Genomic DNA, 18470 nt, shown 5'->3' with positions numbered 1-18470 from the left:
TGCTCAAGCTCGCCACAATTTCCGCCATTGGCGCCCCTCGTGCTGAGGCTACCGCAAGATCCAATCCAGCCCCTTCTATCCGCAACACGGAGTCCATCACAATGAACGACGTCATCATCATCGGCGGCAGCTTTGGCGGCCTCGCCGCCGCTCTCCAGCTTGGCCGTGCCCGCCGCAAAGTCATCGTTCTCGATACCGGCCTTCAGCGCAACCGCTTCGCTGGCCGCTCGCACGGTATGCTCGGCCACGATGACAAACCACCGTCCGCCATCCTGGCCGAGGCGCGGCAGCAACTCGCGCGCTACCCTGCTATCAGGATGGTCGATGCCCGCGCCGACAGCATCTCTGGCACCATCGACAATTTCTCCGTCCTCACCGGCGATGGTGAAACCCTGAGCGCGCGCCGCCTGATCCTGAGCTATGGCATTGTTGACCAAATGCCTGATGTTCCGGGTTTTGCCGAGAACTGGGGCACATCCGTCATCCCATGCCCCTATTGCGACGGCTTCGAAGTTGCTGACCAGCATTGGGGCCTCGTCTGGTCTGGCCCACAGTCGATAAATCAGGTCAGGCTGTTTCATGATTGGACCGACAGGTTGACTGTATTCGGCAATGGTCATGATATCACCCCCGACATACGGGCCGATCTGGAGCGCCGAAAGGTACCAGTCGTTGAGGGTCGGATCACCAAAATCGGACGTCACGGGAGCCATGGCGCCACTATTAAGCTCGACACCGTCCCTGATGTCGCGGTCGACATCCTGTTCGCGCATCCGCGCAACATGCCGTCCGCACGCCTGCATGAGGTACTGGGCCTTGCCACGGTCAACACGCCAACCGGCATCGCCCTCAAGACCGACGAGCGCCGCGAAACCAGCATGCCTGGCATCTACGCCGCCGGTGACCTTGCCAACCCCGGCATCCCCTCGGTTACCACGGCAATATGGCAAGGCGCGAGCGCGGGTATCTTCGCTCAGCAGTCGATGCTGGTTTGAGAGCACAGATTGGAGGTGAGCATGACCGTCGAACCGGACAGCGCGGGTGTGCGCTTCCCGCCACCTCTTGTCTATCTGGTAGCGCTGCTGGTGGGGTTGACAGCGGAGCGGTTCGTGACCCTCCGCTCTTTCGGCGTCGACTGGTGGTTGTTGATCGCAACGGGCGCGCCGCTGTTCATTGCCGGCACGACGATGATGCTTGCGGCGACGGGGCTGTTCCGGCGGCTGGGCACGAACGTTCGGCCGTCGCAACCGGCGACGAAAATCGCAACGACCGGTCCCTACCGGTGGACCCGCAATCCCATGTATCTCGGTATGGCCCTCATCTATGCCGGCCTTGCGATCGGCTTCGACGGGCCGATTGCCTTTGCCTTGCTCCCGTTGGTGCTGATCGCGATCCAGGCGCGAGTGATCGCCCGCGAGGAGCGCTATCTCGAAGCGAAATTCGGCGACGACTACCGCCGCTATAGGGCCAAGGTTCGCCGCTGGCTCTGACTATTTGGTCACCGCTTGCCGCCACGACCGTCGGACGTACAGCACGCCGATGTCTGCGTTCCAGAAGCGGTAACCAAGAGCGGACAGATCGCCACCGCCCCAAAGTGGTCATTCCATCGAGGTCATGCTGATGTATGCATTTGAGAAATAGGAGACGAAGGACTGATTTTAACAACAGCGTGGTCGGTTCGCTTCTGTTCAAGATTAAAAAAGGTAGAATTTCATGTTCTTGTCAGGATGGACGATGACAGCCAAGGTTCGCGATAAATAGAAAATAGGAGACTAAAGTTCTGCCGCACGTTCCCTTTCCCCTGCCTTCGTAAGCTCATGAGCTTGATAGGCCGCGGCCTGAACCTCTTGCGTTTTACTCGTGCCAACCTGGACCGTCGGTTGAGCGAATTCGATGCCGTTTTTCCGAAAGGCTTCGCGTAACATTGCATAGGCTGAGCGGCGGATAAAACTCTGATGGCTGGTCGGTCTGGTGATCATGGCGAAGCTGATGACGATCCCATAGGCGCCGAACTCCTCAACGCCTTTCATTTTCAGAGGTTCAATAAAAAGCGGCCCTAGCTCCGGATCGCCCAGCAGTTCCTGCCCGATCGACTTGCCAATCTTGCGTGCCTTCTCGATATCCGTATCGTAAGGCACCGTGACGACGAATTTCACTTTGGACCAGTCGCGGCTCATGTTTTCGACCGCGCCGAGTTCTCCGAAGGGAATTGTGAAAAGCGGCCCGCGATGGTGTCGTAACTTGACCGAGCGCAGGCTGAAGCCTTCGACGGTGCCTTTGTAGTTCTTCGCTTGGATATATTCGCCGACCCGGAACGCGTCATCGAACAGGTAGAAAATGCCACTGATGACGTCACGCACCAGCGTCTGAGAGCCAAATCCGATCGCTACACCGAATATTCCAGCACCGGCGATTAACGGCCCTATATCAACGCCGACTTGGCCTAGTATGACAAGACCCGTGGCGACTAAAAGAGTGACCGCGACCGCATTGCGCAAGATCGGAAGCAACGTATGGAGCCGAGTAGCCGGGGTTTCGTCGGTCGCCCCATTGGTTTCCCATTCTTCCACCGCACTCGAGATCGGGGGAGGAGAAACGTTGCGGTCGATCGCGGCTTTGGCAAGATGCCAGACCAGATCCGCTAAAAGCAGCACGACGATGATCTTGAAGAGCCCGTAAATCACGCCACTGACCCTTGGGTCATTGTGGCCGATCATTTGCCCGTCCATCTCCCAAACCGCTGCTATCCAGACCACGGCGAGGCCGATGATTGTCGCCCGGGCTCCGCGAACAAGAAGGACGTTTCGACTGTCCGAGGGGGCAATCAGAAAGTGCGTGGCAATGTACGCGCGCAAGGCGTGACCGATGGCGCGCAACGCGGGGGGAAGTGACACAATGTAGATGCCGGCCCAGAAAAGCGCCTTGAAATCTAGACACCAAAGCAACCAGACACCTGTAAGATGAAGGCAGAACATGGTCCTCACGGCCACGCTTCGGATAATCTTGTGCCAAACGAGTTCGATTGCCAGCATCAAGGTCATCAGCGAGGCCAGAAAGGCCATGGCTTTGAGGGCGTCTCCGTCCATCCTGAGGACCGTGCCTGCCTCCAGTGAGGAGATGGCAATCAGAATCCAAGCGACGATGATCTTTAGCCGCCTGTGGACTTCCGGATGGGCGGCGTGTCCGATACCTGCGGCGATAAAACGATAGGTGACGAATGCTGCTAGAAAGCAGGCAATGACCATCCGAACGAGCGGCGGCCATTCGAAAGCGAAAAAGAACGCCGCTGAAACGGTGAAGAGGACGGCCGTCGGCAAATAGTGTTGCGCGCCTCTTCCATGAGCCCACAATTTGCGGCGAACAAGCCATTCGGCGGCTATCGCCAACCCGACAAGCAGACAAAGGGCGATTGCCGCTGTCAAATGACCTTCGCCTGTGGCGTCCGTGTGTAGGCGAAGACGGGCCAGCCGAATTTCTGCAGGAATATGCGGGATCGATGAAAAGAGGTTTCGAAGTTGGTCGCGAGCCCGTGTTTCCCAGGCTGTTACCGCCCGGGCGATATCTCCGCTAGAGTTTTCGTCATATGGTGTGCTTGGGGTGGGTACCGTCGCTTCGGCATTTCGGTCCCCCTGGGCTACGACCCAGCGGCCAAGGCTTTGATCTTTGTCATACTGACGTAGATCACCGATCTCTAATGGGTGCGCCAACGTGCCTGAGGCCTCTTCCTGCCAAGTACCGAGCGAAGGTATCTGGGCAGAGACAGGTAGGGTGCTTAGGAGGATGACCAATGTCGAGAGCCACTTCACGGCACAACTCGCACATTCTCATTCACCGCCTGTATTGACTTAGCAGGCAGCGGCATGGTGCCAGGTGTCGTCGGCACGGTGAGAACGTTTGCAGGGCTTGCCGAACTTAGTCGGACCGAGCAGATCACAAAGAGTGTCGGCCCCGACCGTGACCGTCTGCGGAAGTCATATGGCCTGTCACGTCTTATAATCACCCGCGTTAGCGCGTGCCCACGTCGGGTAACAATGCTGATAGAGGTCATGGCTTCCGGCTCTTTTTGATCGTTGTCCACGATCACGGTGCCACATGCACCGCACCATTGCCCAGCCATACCGACAGCCCATACTTGCTGGTGGTGGAGAGGATGCGGATAACCTTTTGGCGCAGAACTGTAGTCGATCTGGTTAGCTCGGGCTATTTGCCCGCGTTGGCGTTATTGCCCTTCATCGGGCCAAGCAACTACGCGAAACCTATCCCTCTGTATGGTTACATCCCACCCTTTGCTTGATCGATTCCACCTGCGTGGTCTTTTAGTTTTCTGTTCGCTGCTGGCTGATTTGGTCCCGCTGAGCGCCAAGAGCAATCGGGGTTGATGGACGTCTTTGCCCTTCAGCGCTCGCTGGCTTTTGAACCTTGTCAACGTAACCCACCGATGTCGAAATTAAAGCTTGCCTAGATTAACGCGGACAAATATAGTCCGCGTTATGGCGCATATGACTGCAGGTGTGGAATACGGGTTGCATTGTCTCCTTTGGTTGGCGAGCTCGCCCGAGGCGCCGCTCAGCAGCCGCGACCTGGCAGAGTTTCAGGGAATTTCTCCGAGTTTTTTGGCGAAGGTATTTCCGAAGCTTGAAAAGGCTGGGATCGTATCCGCCTCCGAGGGTGTCAAAGGCGGGTACCTGCTCGCAAAGCAGCCTGGAGATATCACGTTACTTGCGGTCGTGGATGCGATCGAAGGCAGGAAGCCCCTGTTTGATTGCCAGGAGATTCGAGGGCGCTGCGCGGTTTATCGGGAGCGGCCGCCGTCATGGGCGACCAAAGGCGTGTGCGCTATCCACGCGGCGATGCTGCGGGCGGAAAAGGCAATGCGGGATTCGCTGGGCAGCCAGACGCTTGCCGATATCGCCGGCGAGTTCGGCCCAAAGGCCCCGCCAGAGTTTTCCGACGACGTCCGGAATTGGTTCGCCGACAGGACGAAGGGGCGCACCCGAAGTGGTCCAGTAGAGGATGGAGAGCTGCCCTGAGAAGCTGGATGAGCGGGCATGGGGGCGCTGACAATGCAACGTGCGGGGCTGAGACGCCGACGCACCTGCGAATGGGAGCATAGAATGATGCAGGATATTTTCGATGTGGCCTGCAACGACGTCTCTTGGACGCCATCGAGCGTCGTAGAGCCGACAAGCTACCGTGCTGGGAGTTGATCAGATGGATACGCAAGCTGTCGCAGCGGAAAGTCCGCTGGTTCTGGTCGTCGATGACGACGAAGATGTGCGCAATTCTCTACAGGAACTTATGGAGTCGGTCGGGCTCGATGTTGCCTGCTTTCCTTCCCCGCGCGAGCTGATGAGCGCCGGCCTTCCTGATCGGCCCGGCTGCCTGGTTCTGGACGTTCGCATGCCGGGTGCGAGCGGGCTTGACCTGCAGCATCAACTCTCGACGCGTGGGGTTACGAAGCCTATCGTGTTTCTCACTGGATATGGCGACATCCCGATGACCGTTCAGGCCATGAAGGCCGGAGCCGTCGATTTTCTGACGAAGCCCGTGCGGGACCAAACCCTTCTGGACGCCGTTATTGCCGGTATCCAGCGCGACGTGGAGCAAAGGGCGCAGGCGGAAAACATCCAGCAACATTCCACCCGGTTTGCAACCCTTACTCCGCGCGAACGCCAGGTCCTTGGCGAAGTGGCCCGTGGGCGGCTGAACAAGCAGATCGCGTTTGAGCTCGGGATTAGCGAAATTACCGTGAAGCTCCACCGTAGCAACGTGATGCGCAAGATGCGGACGATTTCGGTCGGCGAACTGATCCGTGCCTGGGACTCGCTGCCTTCCAGCTTGCGTGACAGACCGCAGGTCTGAACTTCGGACGCTCCCGCGGAGCACCTCACATTCCCGCTCATTTTTGCAAAGATATAGTCGCGGCGCACAGCGCCGGGATTGCTGTTCTTCCTCACTTTGCAGAGCACGCGAACTTCAAAGTTCACGCCAGGACCCCATACATCCATAACTGCGGTCTCACGTAACCAACTCGTAAAACCGATTTGCGAGGAGGCGAGTTCAGGCAGGACATCTAATCTCCCGATCTATCATACCTGTCCTCTTGGACTAGGTGCCTGATGCCTGTGTTCGATAGGCGGGCGCCCTGCCGTAGCGCATTCTCCTGACAGGTTGAAAGGCACAAACAGGAGACATCAGATGCGCGATATTCTCAAAATTCTGGCGCTTGCCGCCACGGTGGGGACGGCGCTAACCACATTCACGCAGGCTGCGGAAGGGCGAGCAAAGCCGACGATCGTTTTGGTGCACGGTGCCTTTGCCGAATCGTCGAGCTGGAACGGCGTGATCGGCGCGCTTTCCAAGGACGGCTATACTGCGATCGCCGCCGCCAACCCGCTTCGTAGTGTCGCCAGCGATGCTGCAGCTATCGCAAGCTTGCTCCGCTCGATCCCAGGGCCGGTCGTGCTGGTCGGTCATTCCTATGGTGGGCCCGTCATCACTGAAGCGGCTATCGGAAATTCGAATGTGAAGGCCTTGGTCTACGTCGCTGCTTTTGCTCCGGACACCGGCGAATCCAGCGCAAGCCTATCGGCAAAATTCCCCGGCAGCACCTTGGCTGATGCGTTGACCACCACTTCGCTGCCAGGTGGCGGCGGTCAAGACCTCTACATCCGGGCGGATCGGTTTCATGACCAGTTCGCTGCCGATGTGCCTGAAGATGAAGCGCATCTGATGGCTGTCACCCAACGTCCAATCGCACAGGCCGCATTGGCCGAACCATCAAAGGACGCGTCGTGGAAGACGCTTCCTTCTTACGCGATCTACGGTTCTGAGGACCGCAACATCCCGCCTGCAGTCATGGGCTTTATGGCAAAGCGCGCAGGAGCCTTGAAGACCGTTGTAATCAAGGGCGGATCGCATGCCCTGCCGGTTTCCCATCCAAAGGAAATTGCTTCGCTGATCGAAGAAGCAGCCGCCGCACATTAGTTCCGGGGCGCTATCCCCCCAACACGACACTAAACTTCAAACCAGGAGATTGAACATGAAAATCGTCGTCATCGGAGGCACAGGCCTCATTGGTTCAAAAACCGTTGATCGGCTTCGGAAGAAGGGGCATGAAGTACTCGCTGCGTCTCCGAACTCCGGCGTCAATACCGTCACCGGAGAAGGCCTTGCCGAAGCCTTGGCTGGTGCGCAGGTCGTGGTCGATCTGGCAAACTCGCCGTCCTTCGAAGAAAAAGTCGCCATGGATTTCTTCGAAGCGGCCGGCCGCAACCTCTTCGCAGCAGAGAGGGCCGCAGGCGTTCGCCATCATGTCGCCCTTTCGGTTGTCGGAACCGATCGTATGCAGGCAATGGGTTATTTCCGCGCCAAGCTGCGCCAGGAAGAGCACATCCAGCGTTCCGGCGTTCCCTATACGATCGTCCACGCCACGCAGTTTTTCGAGTTCGTTGGAGCCATCGCCCAGTCGGCGACCGAGGGGGCGACTGTTCGCGCGCCGACCGGCGCTTTCCAGCCAATTGCGGCAGACAACGTTGCCGATGCAATGGCGGATGCAGCTCTGGCCGAGCCGGTAGACGGCGTCATTGAAATCGCAGGTCCTGAGCGGGCGCCGATGAACGAGTTCATTGCGCGCTACCTCAAGGCGACCGACGACCCTCGTACCCTGGTGCCTGACCCGCACGCTCGGTATTTCGAGGTCGTGATCGATGGCCGGACACTGGTTCCCGATGATGGCGCTCGTCTTGGTGCGATCCGCTTTGACGACTGGCTGAAGTCCCCCGCCGCCCAGAACAAGTAATCGCTCGCGGACACTCTCAGTCTTGCCGGCCAGAGGGGTCGGCAGACCTCAGCTTAAGAAGGACACAGAAGATGATCAGGATGTTTCTTTTGGCTACGGCTCTCGTCGTGGCCACCGGTTCCAGCACTCCGGTGATGGCCCATGACGAAGCGGGCGATGAAAAGGTGACGGTGGTTTTTGATCAGCCACTGCCGAACGTACCCGGCAAAAGCATGAAGGGCGTTCTCGTCGAATACGCGCCAGGCGGAACTTCGCCGGCGCATACTCACCCGAACTCCGCATTCATCTATGCGACGGTACTGGAGGGCGCGATCACAAGCCAGGTCAATGACGGCCCTGTTACGATCTACCACGCCGGCGAGAACTTTTCCGAATTTCCCGGAGATCATCATGCCGTTAGCGAAAATGCGAGCAAGACGGACCCCGCTCGCCTGCTTGCCGTTTTCGTGGTCGATACAAATGAGACCAACCTGACGATCTACGAAAAATAGTCCGGGTCGGAGACTTGCGACGATCTCGGGATGGCACCGGTAAATGTCGCCATCCCGAGATCGAACAATGAAGACACTGACATACCCGACCGTGCCAGCGAGCGCCGTCAGGAGGGCGCCATGCGCATCGAAAAACTCTATCCCATGACATCGGCTCGCCTGATGGTGATCAATGTCGCCAGCACGCTGCAATCTGCTGCCCGGACGCTTTCCAATCCGGGGATCGGACTGGCCGTCGTCAGCGAAACAGGAGGCAAAGCTGCAGGCGTACTCAGCAAATCCGACCTCATTCGTCATTTGACGGATTTAGAGGAGAACGCCAGCATCGAGACGCTGATGACCCGTAACATGATTTTCTGTAGCCCGTCCGATGAGTTGCAGGTCGCCTGGCAGGTGATGGTTGAAAACCGTATCCAGAACATGCCGGTTCTCGGCGCAGACGCAAAACCAGTGGGTGTCCTTGATATTCGCGATGCCCTGAAAGTGCTCTTCGAACAAGAGCAGCTGCAGGAACATATGTTGGCAAACTATATCGCCGGCATCGGTTACTGATGGCCGATATTGGGACGATCGCCATGCTTCATGCATATCTGGTTGAAATCGCCGCTGCGCCGCTGGCGTGGCTGATCATCCTCGGCCTCACCGGAATGGCGGTGTGGAAAGCAATCGGCCCGGTGCGCTCCAATCTGCGGCTGGTAGTGCAGATCATCTTTTTCACCGCCATGACTTCTGTCCTCGTTCTCGCAGATATTCCGCTCGGTCAAGCGCAACGTTTGCGCATCGGCGACGAACGAACCATTTTCATTGTCTTCGCTCAGTTGCTGTGGTGGCTTCATCTGTCGTGGGCCGTCATTGGGTTTGTGCGGATCTATCTTGTTCTGGAAGGGCGGCCGCGCGAGGCGCGCTTGCTTCAGGATATCGTCGTCGGTGCGGTTTACGTATGTGCCACGCTCGCCGCACTGGCTTTCGTTTTTGACGCTCCAGTTGGAACGCTGATCGCGACCTCAGGCGTTATCGCGATCGCACTCGGTCTTGCCCTTCAGAACACGCTCGGCGACGTCTTTTCCGGTGTCGCTCTCAATCTCGGGCACACCTATGCGCTCGGCGACTGGATCCTGCTCGAGGACGGTACGGAAGGACGGGTCATTGCGAGCACCTGGCGCTCGACGCAGATATTGACGGGGGCCAACAACATTGTGGTTCTTCCAAACAGCGTTCTTGCGAAGCAGAAGCTGACCAATGTCAGCCAGCCTGACGAAACGCATCTGCTCAATATAACCGTGCGGGTGGTCCCGACGCACTCTCCTTCGATCATCGAAGAGGCGATGCTAACGGTTCTGGCGGGTTGCAATTCGATCATGCGTGAGCCACCGCCACTGGTTTCGCTAAACAGTTTGGACGCCACCGCGTTGGAAATCCACCTGTTTTTCCGGGTGAGCAACCCGATGTTGAGAATGAAAGCGCGAAACGAGGTGATCGACCGCTTTTATCGGCATTGCAGGTCCACGGGTCTGCAGCTCGCAATGTCGCCTTCAACCATTGCCTTCGGGAATCTGTCGGATGATACCGCCAGACAGCGTGACCTGACGCTGGAGGACATCATCGCGGAAAACCCACTCTTTTCTGGCTTAACGCGGCTCGAAAGAGAAAAGCTGGCGCAATCTGGCGTAGAGCGTCAATACCACATGGGGGATATCATAGCCCAGCAAGGGCAGGCGCTGCCATCGATGATGATTGTCCGCACCGGGGTGATATCGATCCAGCACGACCAGCGGGAAAAGCGGCGGCTTTCGTCGGGCGACTTTTTCGGGGCGACGGGTCTTCTTGCGGGAACGAAAGAAACCGACGGGCTGCAGGCGCTCACGCGCGTGACCGCTTACGAGATAGACCCGCAAAGTTTTGCGCATCTGATCGCCGATCGCCCGGCAATAGCTGAAGAGGTCGCGGCGATACTGTCGGCAAGTTCCGACGAGGTCGGCCAACTTCCGCCAGCCGCGATGAACCACGAGCGGCGTGCTTCCGCTCTCCTGAAGTCGATCCGGACGATTTTCAGCACCTGAGAAACGGCCACAGGCCGAAATAAACCGAGAACACCGAAGGAAGAACGAGACAATGGTCGTGAAACTCTTTTACGCGCCTGGCGCATGCAGCCTTGCGAGCCACATCTGCCTGATCGAGGGTAAAGTGCAATTCGAAGACGAACGCGTTGACCTGAAAACCAAGTTAACCGCGTCGGGTCGTGATTTTCGCGCGGTGAACGCCAAGGGATATGTGCCGGCGCTGATGCTTGACAGCGGGGAGGTCGTCACTGAGAACGTTGCCGTGCTATCCTATCTTGCCGGAGAAGTACCAGCCCTCGGCGTGAGTGGTGAGCTTGGCCGCATCCGACTTATCGAGGCTCTGGCGTATCTCTCGACGGAAGTCCACAAGCGCTTCGAATCCCTGTTCTCGGGTGCAGGTCCGAACGAACAATCCAAGGCCAGGGCCTCTATCACCTATCGGCTTGGGTATCTGGTGGACCAGATGGATGGCGAATACCTGTTCGGCGATCGACCGAGCGTAGCCGATTTCTATCTGTTCGTTATGATGCGATGGGCCAGCATGTTCGGCGTCGAAATTCCGACGCCTCTGCTGGCTCTCAATAAGCGCCTGCTGGCACGGCATTCGGTCCGGACGGCTTTAAAAAGCGAGGGGCTGGCAGCGTCCTGACAACCGTCAGCAATCCTTTCCGATAGGTTCCTCAGAACGGCAATATTGGGACATCATGTCCCGACCTTGCCGCACTTTTTTTCCTGCTGCTGCATTAGGTGTGGTCGAGGCCCCCCGACCACCGTCAGATTTGTATTGCCACGCCAACCTCGCCCTATCCTTCGGCACAGGTGTTTCTCCCAGACGCTTCGATATACCGTTCTCCCTAGATGGCTGTGGTGCTGTCCCGCTTTCAGGCGCACCATTGTGATCTCGAATGTGATGGGATCGGGTGAGGCATGTCGAAGTTTGCGGGAACGCTGGGATCAGATAGGGACGGTGGATCGCAAGACGCGCCCCGCACCGAAGCCGTAGAAGCTGCAAGGCTGGTGGAGCGGATCACCGGGAACGCCTGGGCGACCGATGCCATGGGCAATTTTATCTATATGACGCCGACGGTGCTTGCCTCCCTGGAAGCAAATCTGGAAAGTCTGGATTTATTGTCTAAAGACCATGCGTCCGACTGGAAGCGGATGGTCCACCCGGAAGACTACGATGCGGTCGCCATGGCATGGCGCCAATGCTTAAGGACAGGCGAGCATTACAGTGTCGAGCACCGGATGCCGCTTGCGACCGGAAGTTATGGACGCGTGCGCAGCAGCGCTCAGCCGATCCATGATAAGGAAGGCGCAATCACTGGCTGGTACGGCACATTCATAGACATCGACGCTCCGGCGCGTACTGCCGAGATTGAGGCGCGCGAGGGCGGACGGCAGTTAGGGCAACTGATCGACTCTGTACCGGCGCTGATCTGGAGCACGATGGCCGATGGAACGCCCACTTATGTCAACAAACACTTCACCGAGGTCACCGGGGCTGCGCTTAAGGACATTACCGCGCCGGATCAATCGGCATCGCTCGGCGTCGTTCACCCCGAAGACAGGACCGCCGCGCGAGAAGCGTTTCTCCGTGCCGTAGCCTCAGGCACGACTTATCTTCAGCGGTACCGCCAGCAGCGCGCCGACGGCAAGTATCATTGGACAGAGACGCGTGCCCAGCCGTTGCGAGATGAAAAAGGCCAGATCGTCCAATGGTATGGTGTGAGTTCAGACATCCATGACCTGATAGCCACGCAAGACGCGCTGCGGGAAAGCGAGCAACAGCTTCAGCAGCTTATCGAGACGCTGCCAGCTCTGATCTATTGCGCTTTGCCGGACGGTAAACCGATCTATCGTAGCCAGCGTCTCCGCGAGTATCTCGGTTTCAACCTCGAAGAAACGGATGGCCTCGGAAAAACCAGGCTGGAGGGCACCCTCGATGCGGTGATCCATCCCGATGACCTGGCTGGCGTCAAGGAACGCTACGCGCGTTCCTTAGCTACTGGGGAGCCATATCTACGACGACACAGGTTGCGACGCCATGACGGGGTTTACCGCTGGGTAGAGACCCGTGCTGCGGCCATGCGTAATGGTGACGGCGATATCGTTCAGTGGAACGGTATCTGCCTGGATATTGAGGATCAGGTGAATGCGCGCGAGGAGCTGAGCCGCGCCCAGGAAAATCTCGCGCGATCAAGCCAGGCTGCGAGCCTTGCGGAATTGTCGGCCTCGATCGCGCATGAGGTTAACCAGCCACTGTCGGCGGTTATGAACTATTCCAGCGCGTGCCAACGCTGGCTCACCGCCAGCCCGCCTAACATCGAACGCGCACTGAAGGCGCTCGATCGCCTGGTTCAAAGTGCCAACTCCGCGGCCGATGTCGTCAGCCGAATTCGGGCGCTCTTCAAGCAATCGACAGATAAACGCGACAGCGCTGAGCTCGGTACGGTCGTCAGGCAGGCACGTGACCTGCTTGCAGAGGAGGCGGGGAGGCGACGCATCACGATGAAAATCGAAGGCGAGAGCGGTCTTCGGGTGGTGCCGTTCGACCGAGTGCAAATACAGCAGGTATTGGTCAACCTGATGCGCAACGGCATGGATGCCATGGCTTCCATTTCGAACGAACGTGTTCTGGATATAAGGGCCTTCCGGGTGGAGGATATGGTGCGTATCGAGGTCAAGGACAGGGGGCGCGGCATCCAGTTCCCGGACAAGATCTTCGAACCGTTCTTCACCACAAAAGACGAAGGGATGGGAATGGGTCTCGCTATTTCCCGTTCGATCATCGAGTCACATGGCGGTCAGTTGTGGGCGGAAAAGAATGAACCGCACGGCGCGACCTTCGTTTTCACACTGCCGCTCGACATGCCGAAAAAGCCATGACCGGAAACTGGAACTTCGGGAGGACGGTATGAACAAACCTCTAGTGGCAATCGTCGACGACGATCCGAGGGTGCTGGCTTCGCTGGTCGAACTCCTGGAGTCAGCGGAATTTGAAACGCAAAGCTTCCGCTCGGGCGAAGCGTTGCTCGCTTGCGGCCTTAAGGGCGTCGATGTTCTGATCAGCGATATCGGAATGCCTGGCGCCGACGGTTTCGAACTCCGGGACCTCGTCAGACAGGCAAACCCGCAACTGCCCGTATTCCTGATTACGGGGCGCCATGAAATTGCAGACCAGGACCGCGCCCGGGGCATTGACGGGTTTCTGAGAAAGCCGTTCGATGGGCACAAATTGGTTTCAGCCATTCGCAAGGCGCTGAGCGACCGACAGACCTGATCTACCTCATCTCTTGGCAGCTCATCTCGGCTCGTCTCATCGGCGAAAGGTGTTGAGCCGCTTTCCGAGCCCCATCTGCCAGTGCGGTGGCTTTGACCTGATACTTGATCCCATAAACAAAAAACGAGGGGCCCCTATCCTCTGGGTTAGCCTCTCCTCTTCCTTGACCCAATCGACCGTCCAGAGGCTCCCCAATAGACTCCGCCGCATGGGTCGTGCCCCGCACGGTCCAGTCCCCAAAACAGGAGCGCATCATGACGCAGATTAATGCAAAGCCCGGTACGACGCGTGAGCAGACAGGCAAGAGCTTGGGTAGCACTCAACATGTCGGTAGACCGGCAACAGAAGAGTTGGTTCCCTCTCGCTACGCGGTGAAGGTCGGTGAAATTGAAGTGCTGGTGATCAGCGACGGCGTGCTACCCCTTCCGACGACGATGTTGGGACACAACGCCAACCCAACGGATCGCGCAGCGTGGCTGGACCACATGTTCCTGCCACAAGAAGCTTTCGACTGGGCGCTTAACGCGGTGGTGGTGCGCAGCGGCGCACAGGTCATACTTATCGATGCAGGTCTGGGTCTTGATCCTGAATTAAACCTGCCACGCGCCGGACAGTTGGTGAAGCGACTGGAGAGCGCCGGCATCGACCTCGGCTCTGTGACAGACGTCGTCCTGACCCACATGCATATGGATCATGTTGGCGGTTTGCTCGTCGATGGCGTGAAGGAAAAACTGCGCCCGGATCTGCGCATTCATGTCGCCGCCGCCGAGGTCAAGTTCTGGGAGGCACCTGATTTCACGCACGTCCAGATGCCGCCCGGCTTTCCGGATGCACTCCGCGCTGCCGCCAAAAAGTTCGCCGAGGAGTACCGCGACCAGCTGCGGCTGTTCGATGAGGAACACCAGGTGGCTCCAGGCGTCGTCGTCTCTCGAACGGGCGGCCATACCCCGGGCCACAGCGTGGTCCGCGTTGCATCCGGCAAAGACCGGCTTATGTTTGCCGGCGACGCCATATTCGCCGTTGGTTTCGAACATCCCGACTGGTTTAACGGCTTTGAGCACGATCCTGAGGAAGCTTCCCGTGTCCGTGTCAGACTTCTAAGAGAGTTGGCGGCAACAGGGGAGTTGCTGGTGGCCACTCACATGCCTTTCCCATCGGTCGGGCATGTTGCGGTCGACGGTGATGCCTTCCGTTGGGTACCTGTATTCTGGGATTACTAACCGCATAACGGCTCACATGCCGGTAAGGCAACCGCATGCGATCGTACATCCGAAAGATCGCATGCGGTGCGGCCAGCCAATCTGGGACAACCCTGCTTTCCGGGATATCGCCGAGCGGCGGTTTCTGGCCGGGTTCCCTTCCACATTGATCTTCCTGCCGTTGCGTCTTCGAAGAGTGATGCAGCGATATCCGTCGTCCCGGATGTCGATGCTAATGGTCGGCGAGAATCTTGGCTTCGCTGGCTATAAAGTCGCAGAATAGTCTCACGCGCATCGGGACTGTCCGACCGAAGGCATGCAAGGCGCTGAGCGGAAGATTTGGAAGCGCGATATCCGGAGCAAGGTCGACGAGCGTACCGCCTCGTAACTCGTCCGTCACGAGACAGCGCAGCAGATAGGCTGCCCCTAACCCGCCGCGTGCAGCGTGGATCATCGCAATACCCGTATCGCAATCGATCCGCCCCTTGGGGATGAAAGCGGTACCGTCGGCAAACCTGACAGGATTTACCGCGCCGCCCATCCTGTAACGGACAAAGGGCAAGGTGGCCAAGTCTTCCATGGATTTCGGATAGCCCCACCTTTCCAGGAAGGCGGGGGAGGAGACAATGACCATCCGCAGGTCAGCCAGTTGCCGCACCATGAGGTCTTCCTGCAAAGGCGTTCCGGCGCGTAGCGCTACGTCGTAGTCCTCGCGGATTAAATTGACGAAGCGATCGGTCAGCCCGATATCAAGCTGGAGGTCCGGATAATTCTTGGCAAAGGTGCCGAAGAGCTGCGGTAGCAATAGCGGAGCAAGTTCGTCCGGCATGCTGATGCGCAGCCTGCCGGATGGGGCTGCCTGGGGACGGATGGCATCGTCGCTGGCGTCGAGTTCGCGCAGAAGCGGTGACACGCGCTCGAAAAATAACTGCCCGTCCTGCGTTAGCGTGAGTGTTCGGGTGGAGCGAAGGAAGAGCCGCGTACCAATTCTTCTTTCCAGTCGCGCCACGCTTTTCGAGACCGCCGACGGCGTTGTGCTCAGGTGGCGTGCGGCTGCCGTGAACGAGCCAGCTTCTACGGTTCGCACAAAGGCCGCCATTCCCGACGTCTCATCCAATAGGTTTGGCATTGGCATCTCCAAGGCACAAATCATATGCCCGACCGTGATCTAACGGCGTCTGAAGCAAGAGTTTATCTCTGTCTCGATGGAAACAGGAGATATTAAAATGCAACAACTCAAGGATAAGGTTGCCGTCATCACCGGCGGCAACAGCGGCATCGGCAAAGCAGCTGCACTTCTCTTCGCACAAGAAGGAGCGCAAGTGATCATCACCGGCAGGCGCCAGGACGTTGTCGATGAGACAGTCGGCGAGATCGGCCACGACGCCATCGGGGTGGTGGGCGACGTCAGCGATCTGGAACATCACAAAAAGCTTGCCGAAATTGTGAAAACCCGCTTCGGCGGTCTGGATGTCTACATGGCCAATGCCGGCGTCATCAACCTCACCGCATCCGGCAAGGTCACGCCGGAGGATTACGACCGTCACTTTGCCACGAACACCCGTGGGGTATTCTTCGGCGTGCAGGCACTTGCCCCGTTGATCCGCGATGGAGGCAACATCATCGTCACGAGTTCGCTCGCGGCGACGAAGGTTCTGCCGGACCACACCGTTTATGCCGGCTCGAAGGCTGCCGTCGCCGCATTTGCAAAGAACTGGGCCATCGAGTTCAAGCCACGCAAGATCCGCGTGAACATTCTTAGCCCCGGACCAGTCGAAACCGAAATCCTTGGAAAGCTCGGGGTTTCGGAGGCAAATCGCCCGGCGTTCGAAGATTACATGGCATCCCTCATTCCAGCAGGCCGTATGGGACGGCCGGTGGAATTGGCCCGTGCCGCTTTGTTTCTTGCTTCCGACGTTGCAGGAAGCTTTGTCAACGGCATCGAACTCCATGTCGATGGCGGCATGACTCTGGCTTGAAGGAGTATGGATATGAAGGAACAGCACAATCCCGAAATCGTCGCGTTCATCGATCGCCTGGCGGAAACGGGCAGCAACTACCGCATGGAGGAGATGGAGAACCTCTATGCGGAGGATCTCGGCTTCCTTGTTTTGATGCAGGACGGCACAATTGCGCGGTTTTCCAAGGCGGAAATGTTCGCTGAATTCCGTGCGCGGCGCGACGCCGGTGAACGACCGCTTTCGACGGAAAAGCGGGTATTGCATATCGAGGAACAAGGCGATGAAGCGACAGCCATCCTTTATCGTCGGATGAGTGATCTCGCTTCGCCCGCGTTTTACGAGCTTCGGCTGCGCCGCGTGAACGGCGATTGGCGGGTTTCCGGCGAGACGGTGCTGCCGTGGCCCGAACTCGCAACCGTTACGGGGTTCCTTCCGCCGCGCGAGCATTAAAGGAAAGGGGCCCGTTGCGCCCACCCGTCGCACGAAAACATACAGCCGGCTGCCAAAGAGCCGGCTGTAGCTTTTTATCCCGGTAGCAATCCGATCTATATTTCGCGTCATAAGACGGCACGCCGCCATTCGCCGGGTGTCAGGCCTGTATGGCGTTTGAACGCCACGCCGAAGGCGGTGACCGTGGCATATCCCAGCGTTCCGGCTATTTCGGTGACCTGCAGGAACGGGTCGCGCAGCATCGCCATTGCCTGTTCCATTCTTCGCTGGCGCAGCCATTCGTGTGGCGTAAGCCCAGTGCTTCTTTTGAACGCGCGGCAGAAGTGGAAGCGCGAAAGATTAGCGGCATCGGCAAGCGCGCCCAGCGAAAAATCCTGGTCATTTTCCGATGAAAGTCGCTCCAGCGAGATACGCAGGACCCTCGGAGCAAGCCCCCCGAGAGCTTTATTGGCAGCTTGGACCAAGCCGCTATGGGTCTTCACCAGATGGATTGCGATCAAACTCGCCAGTTGCTGGCGATAAAGCGCTTCCAGGTGGACAGCATCGCCGGAGGACCTGAGCGTCAACTCAAGCAGTGTCGCCATGATATTGTCCGGCCGCGCCGTACTTTCGTTCAGCGGCCGTGCTGCGCCCGGGGATTCGCGTGCGACACGGTCCAGAAGTTCCGGGGACAGATAAAGCTGTACGATATCCATAGGACCGTGGATATCCCAGCGCGAACTGGAGCCGGCCGGGATGAACGTGACGCTACCACGCCGTCCCATGCCCGTCGAATACTCTCCTTCGGAGCGACGTTCCAGGCGCTGCATAGCCCCGAGATAGGTCATGATGACGTGGTCAGTCATGGGCTTTACGACTTCGTGGAATGGGGCGTGCTTCCAGCGGGCTAGCCGGGTGTCGAAGGGATCGTCGATACGGCAGGTTTCCACTGGCGCGGTGCGTAACACGCGCTGCATCTCCCGGTCCGGCGTCACGCTCGTTTCCGGGGGCTCGGCGCATGTCTCAGCAGGGTGCTGCTCATTGATACTAAAGAGAGCCATGCGTGTTTCCTTCCAGCGGGCTCGGTGACGAGTGCGAGGAAGGAGCATAAAATCCTGCCGGGATCAGCGATATCGCCTGCTTGGTTATCCCAACCCGTTCCAGGGATTGAGAGATAGGTACCAAGCTCAAAAAACACCCTTGCCGATCGCGGGGGGTAGCCTGTGCAAAGGGATAGTATACCCGA

Annotated in this window: 18 protein-coding genes; 15 read left to right on the top strand and 3 right to left on the bottom strand. The window is 58.3% G+C overall.

Translation table 11 applies throughout. The features are described 5' to 3' along the window. Positions 1-101: 101 nt before the first annotated feature. On the top strand, positions 102-995 hold the full coding sequence (locus AGR1_RS25835; RefSeq protein ID WP_187772299.1) for an NAD(P)/FAD-dependent oxidoreductase: 894 nt from the start codon (positions 102-104) through the stop codon (positions 993-995). Positions 996-1016: 21 nt separating this feature from the next. Beyond that, positions 1017-1490, top strand: coding sequence for an isoprenylcysteine carboxylmethyltransferase family protein (locus AGR1_RS25830; protein WP_149148821.1), 474 nt, complete (start codon positions 1017-1019; stop codon positions 1488-1490). A gap of 282 nt (positions 1491-1772) precedes the next feature. Here AGR1_RS25830 and AGR1_RS25825 read toward each other — a convergent pair whose 3' ends face one another. After that, a complete protein-coding gene (locus tag AGR1_RS25825) occupies positions 1773-3806 on the bottom strand; it encodes a mechanosensitive ion channel family protein (protein ID WP_149148820.1) in 2034 nt (677 codons plus the stop codon). A gap of 684 nt (positions 3807-4490) precedes the next feature. Between AGR1_RS25825 and AGR1_RS25820 the strand changes: the two genes are divergently transcribed. The 11 genes from AGR1_RS25820 (at position 4491) to AGR1_RS25770 (ending at position 14855) form a co-directional block, all read left to right on the top strand. After that, entirely contained in the window at positions 4491-5030 is a 540-nt protein-coding gene (locus AGR1_RS25820) for an Rrf2 family transcriptional regulator (protein ID WP_149148819.1), read from the top strand. A 181-nt stretch (positions 5031-5211) separates the two neighbouring features. Then, positions 5212-5862, top strand: coding sequence for a response regulator transcription factor (locus tag AGR1_RS25815; protein ID WP_149148818.1), 651 nt, complete (start codon positions 5212-5214; stop codon positions 5860-5862). 336 nt (positions 5863-6198) lie between these two features. Then, complete coding sequence (locus tag AGR1_RS25810; RefSeq protein WP_149148817.1) at positions 6199-6987, top strand: alpha/beta hydrolase; 789 nt, start codon at positions 6199-6201, stop codon at positions 6985-6987. A 55-nt stretch (positions 6988-7042) separates the two neighbouring features. Continuing rightward, the gene (locus AGR1_RS25805) at positions 7043-7801 is read left to right on the top strand and encodes an SDR family oxidoreductase (protein ID WP_149148816.1); all 759 of its coding nucleotides are present in this window, start codon (positions 7043-7045) and stop codon (positions 7799-7801) included. Between the two features lie 71 nt (positions 7802-7872). Further along, a complete protein-coding gene (locus AGR1_RS25800; protein WP_149148815.1) occupies positions 7873-8292 on the top strand; it encodes a cupin domain-containing protein in 420 nt (139 codons plus the stop codon). A gap of 120 nt (positions 8293-8412) precedes the next feature. Further along, entirely contained in the window at positions 8413-8844 is a 432-nt protein-coding gene (locus AGR1_RS25795; protein WP_003585290.1) for a CBS domain-containing protein, read from the top strand. Between the two features lie 23 nt (positions 8845-8867). After that, a complete protein-coding gene (locus AGR1_RS25790; RefSeq protein ID WP_149148814.1) occupies positions 8868-10352 on the top strand; it encodes a mechanosensitive ion channel family protein in 1485 nt (494 codons plus the stop codon). Positions 10353-10404: 52 nt separating this feature from the next. Then, positions 10405-11001: a glutathione S-transferase gene (locus AGR1_RS25785; protein WP_246669747.1), complete on the top strand. Its 597-nt coding sequence runs from the start codon at positions 10405-10407 to the stop codon at positions 10999-11001. Positions 11002-11279: 278 nt separating this feature from the next. Next, the gene (locus AGR1_RS25780) at positions 11280-13241 is read left to right on the top strand and encodes a PAS domain-containing protein (protein WP_149148813.1); all 1962 of its coding nucleotides are present in this window, start codon (positions 11280-11282) and stop codon (positions 13239-13241) included. A gap of 28 nt (positions 13242-13269) precedes the next feature. Beyond that, positions 13270-13635: a response regulator gene (locus AGR1_RS25775; protein WP_149148959.1), complete on the top strand. Its 366-nt coding sequence runs from the start codon at positions 13270-13272 to the stop codon at positions 13633-13635. Between the two features lie 254 nt (positions 13636-13889). After that, positions 13890-14855 carry an MBL fold metallo-hydrolase gene (locus tag AGR1_RS25770; protein ID WP_149148812.1) on the top strand — a complete coding sequence of 322 codons (966 nt, stop codon included), beginning with the start codon at positions 13890-13892 and terminating at the stop codon, positions 14853-14855. A 211-nt stretch (positions 14856-15066) separates the two neighbouring features. Here AGR1_RS25770 and AGR1_RS25765 read toward each other — a convergent pair whose 3' ends face one another. Further along, positions 15067-15963: a LysR family transcriptional regulator gene (locus AGR1_RS25765; RefSeq protein WP_149148811.1), complete on the bottom strand. Its 897-nt coding sequence runs from the start codon at positions 15961-15963 to the stop codon at positions 15067-15069. A 97-nt stretch (positions 15964-16060) separates the two neighbouring features. Between AGR1_RS25765 and AGR1_RS25760 the strand changes: the two genes are divergently transcribed. Beyond that, positions 16061-16813 carry an SDR family oxidoreductase gene (locus tag AGR1_RS25760; RefSeq protein ID WP_149148810.1) on the top strand — a complete coding sequence of 251 codons (753 nt, stop codon included), beginning with the start codon at positions 16061-16063 and terminating at the stop codon, positions 16811-16813. A gap of 12 nt (positions 16814-16825) precedes the next feature. Then, positions 16826-17245, top strand: a complete 420-nt coding sequence (locus AGR1_RS25755) for a hypothetical protein (protein ID WP_149148809.1) — start codon at positions 16826-16828, stop codon at positions 17243-17245. 107 nt (positions 17246-17352) lie between these two features. Here AGR1_RS25755 and AGR1_RS25750 read toward each other — a convergent pair whose 3' ends face one another. Further along, on the bottom strand, positions 17353-18285 hold the full coding sequence (locus AGR1_RS25750) for a helix-turn-helix transcriptional regulator (protein ID WP_149148808.1): 933 nt from the start codon (positions 18283-18285) through the stop codon (positions 17353-17355). Positions 18286-18470 lie beyond the last annotated feature (185 nt).

The sequence above is a fragment of the Agrobacterium sp. B1(2019) genome, assembly GCF_008274755.1.
In the GTDB taxonomy this organism is placed as follows: Bacteria; Pseudomonadota; Alphaproteobacteria; order Rhizobiales; family Rhizobiaceae; genus Agrobacterium; species Agrobacterium salinitolerans.
This window is presented reverse-complemented; position numbering and strand designations above follow the sequence as displayed.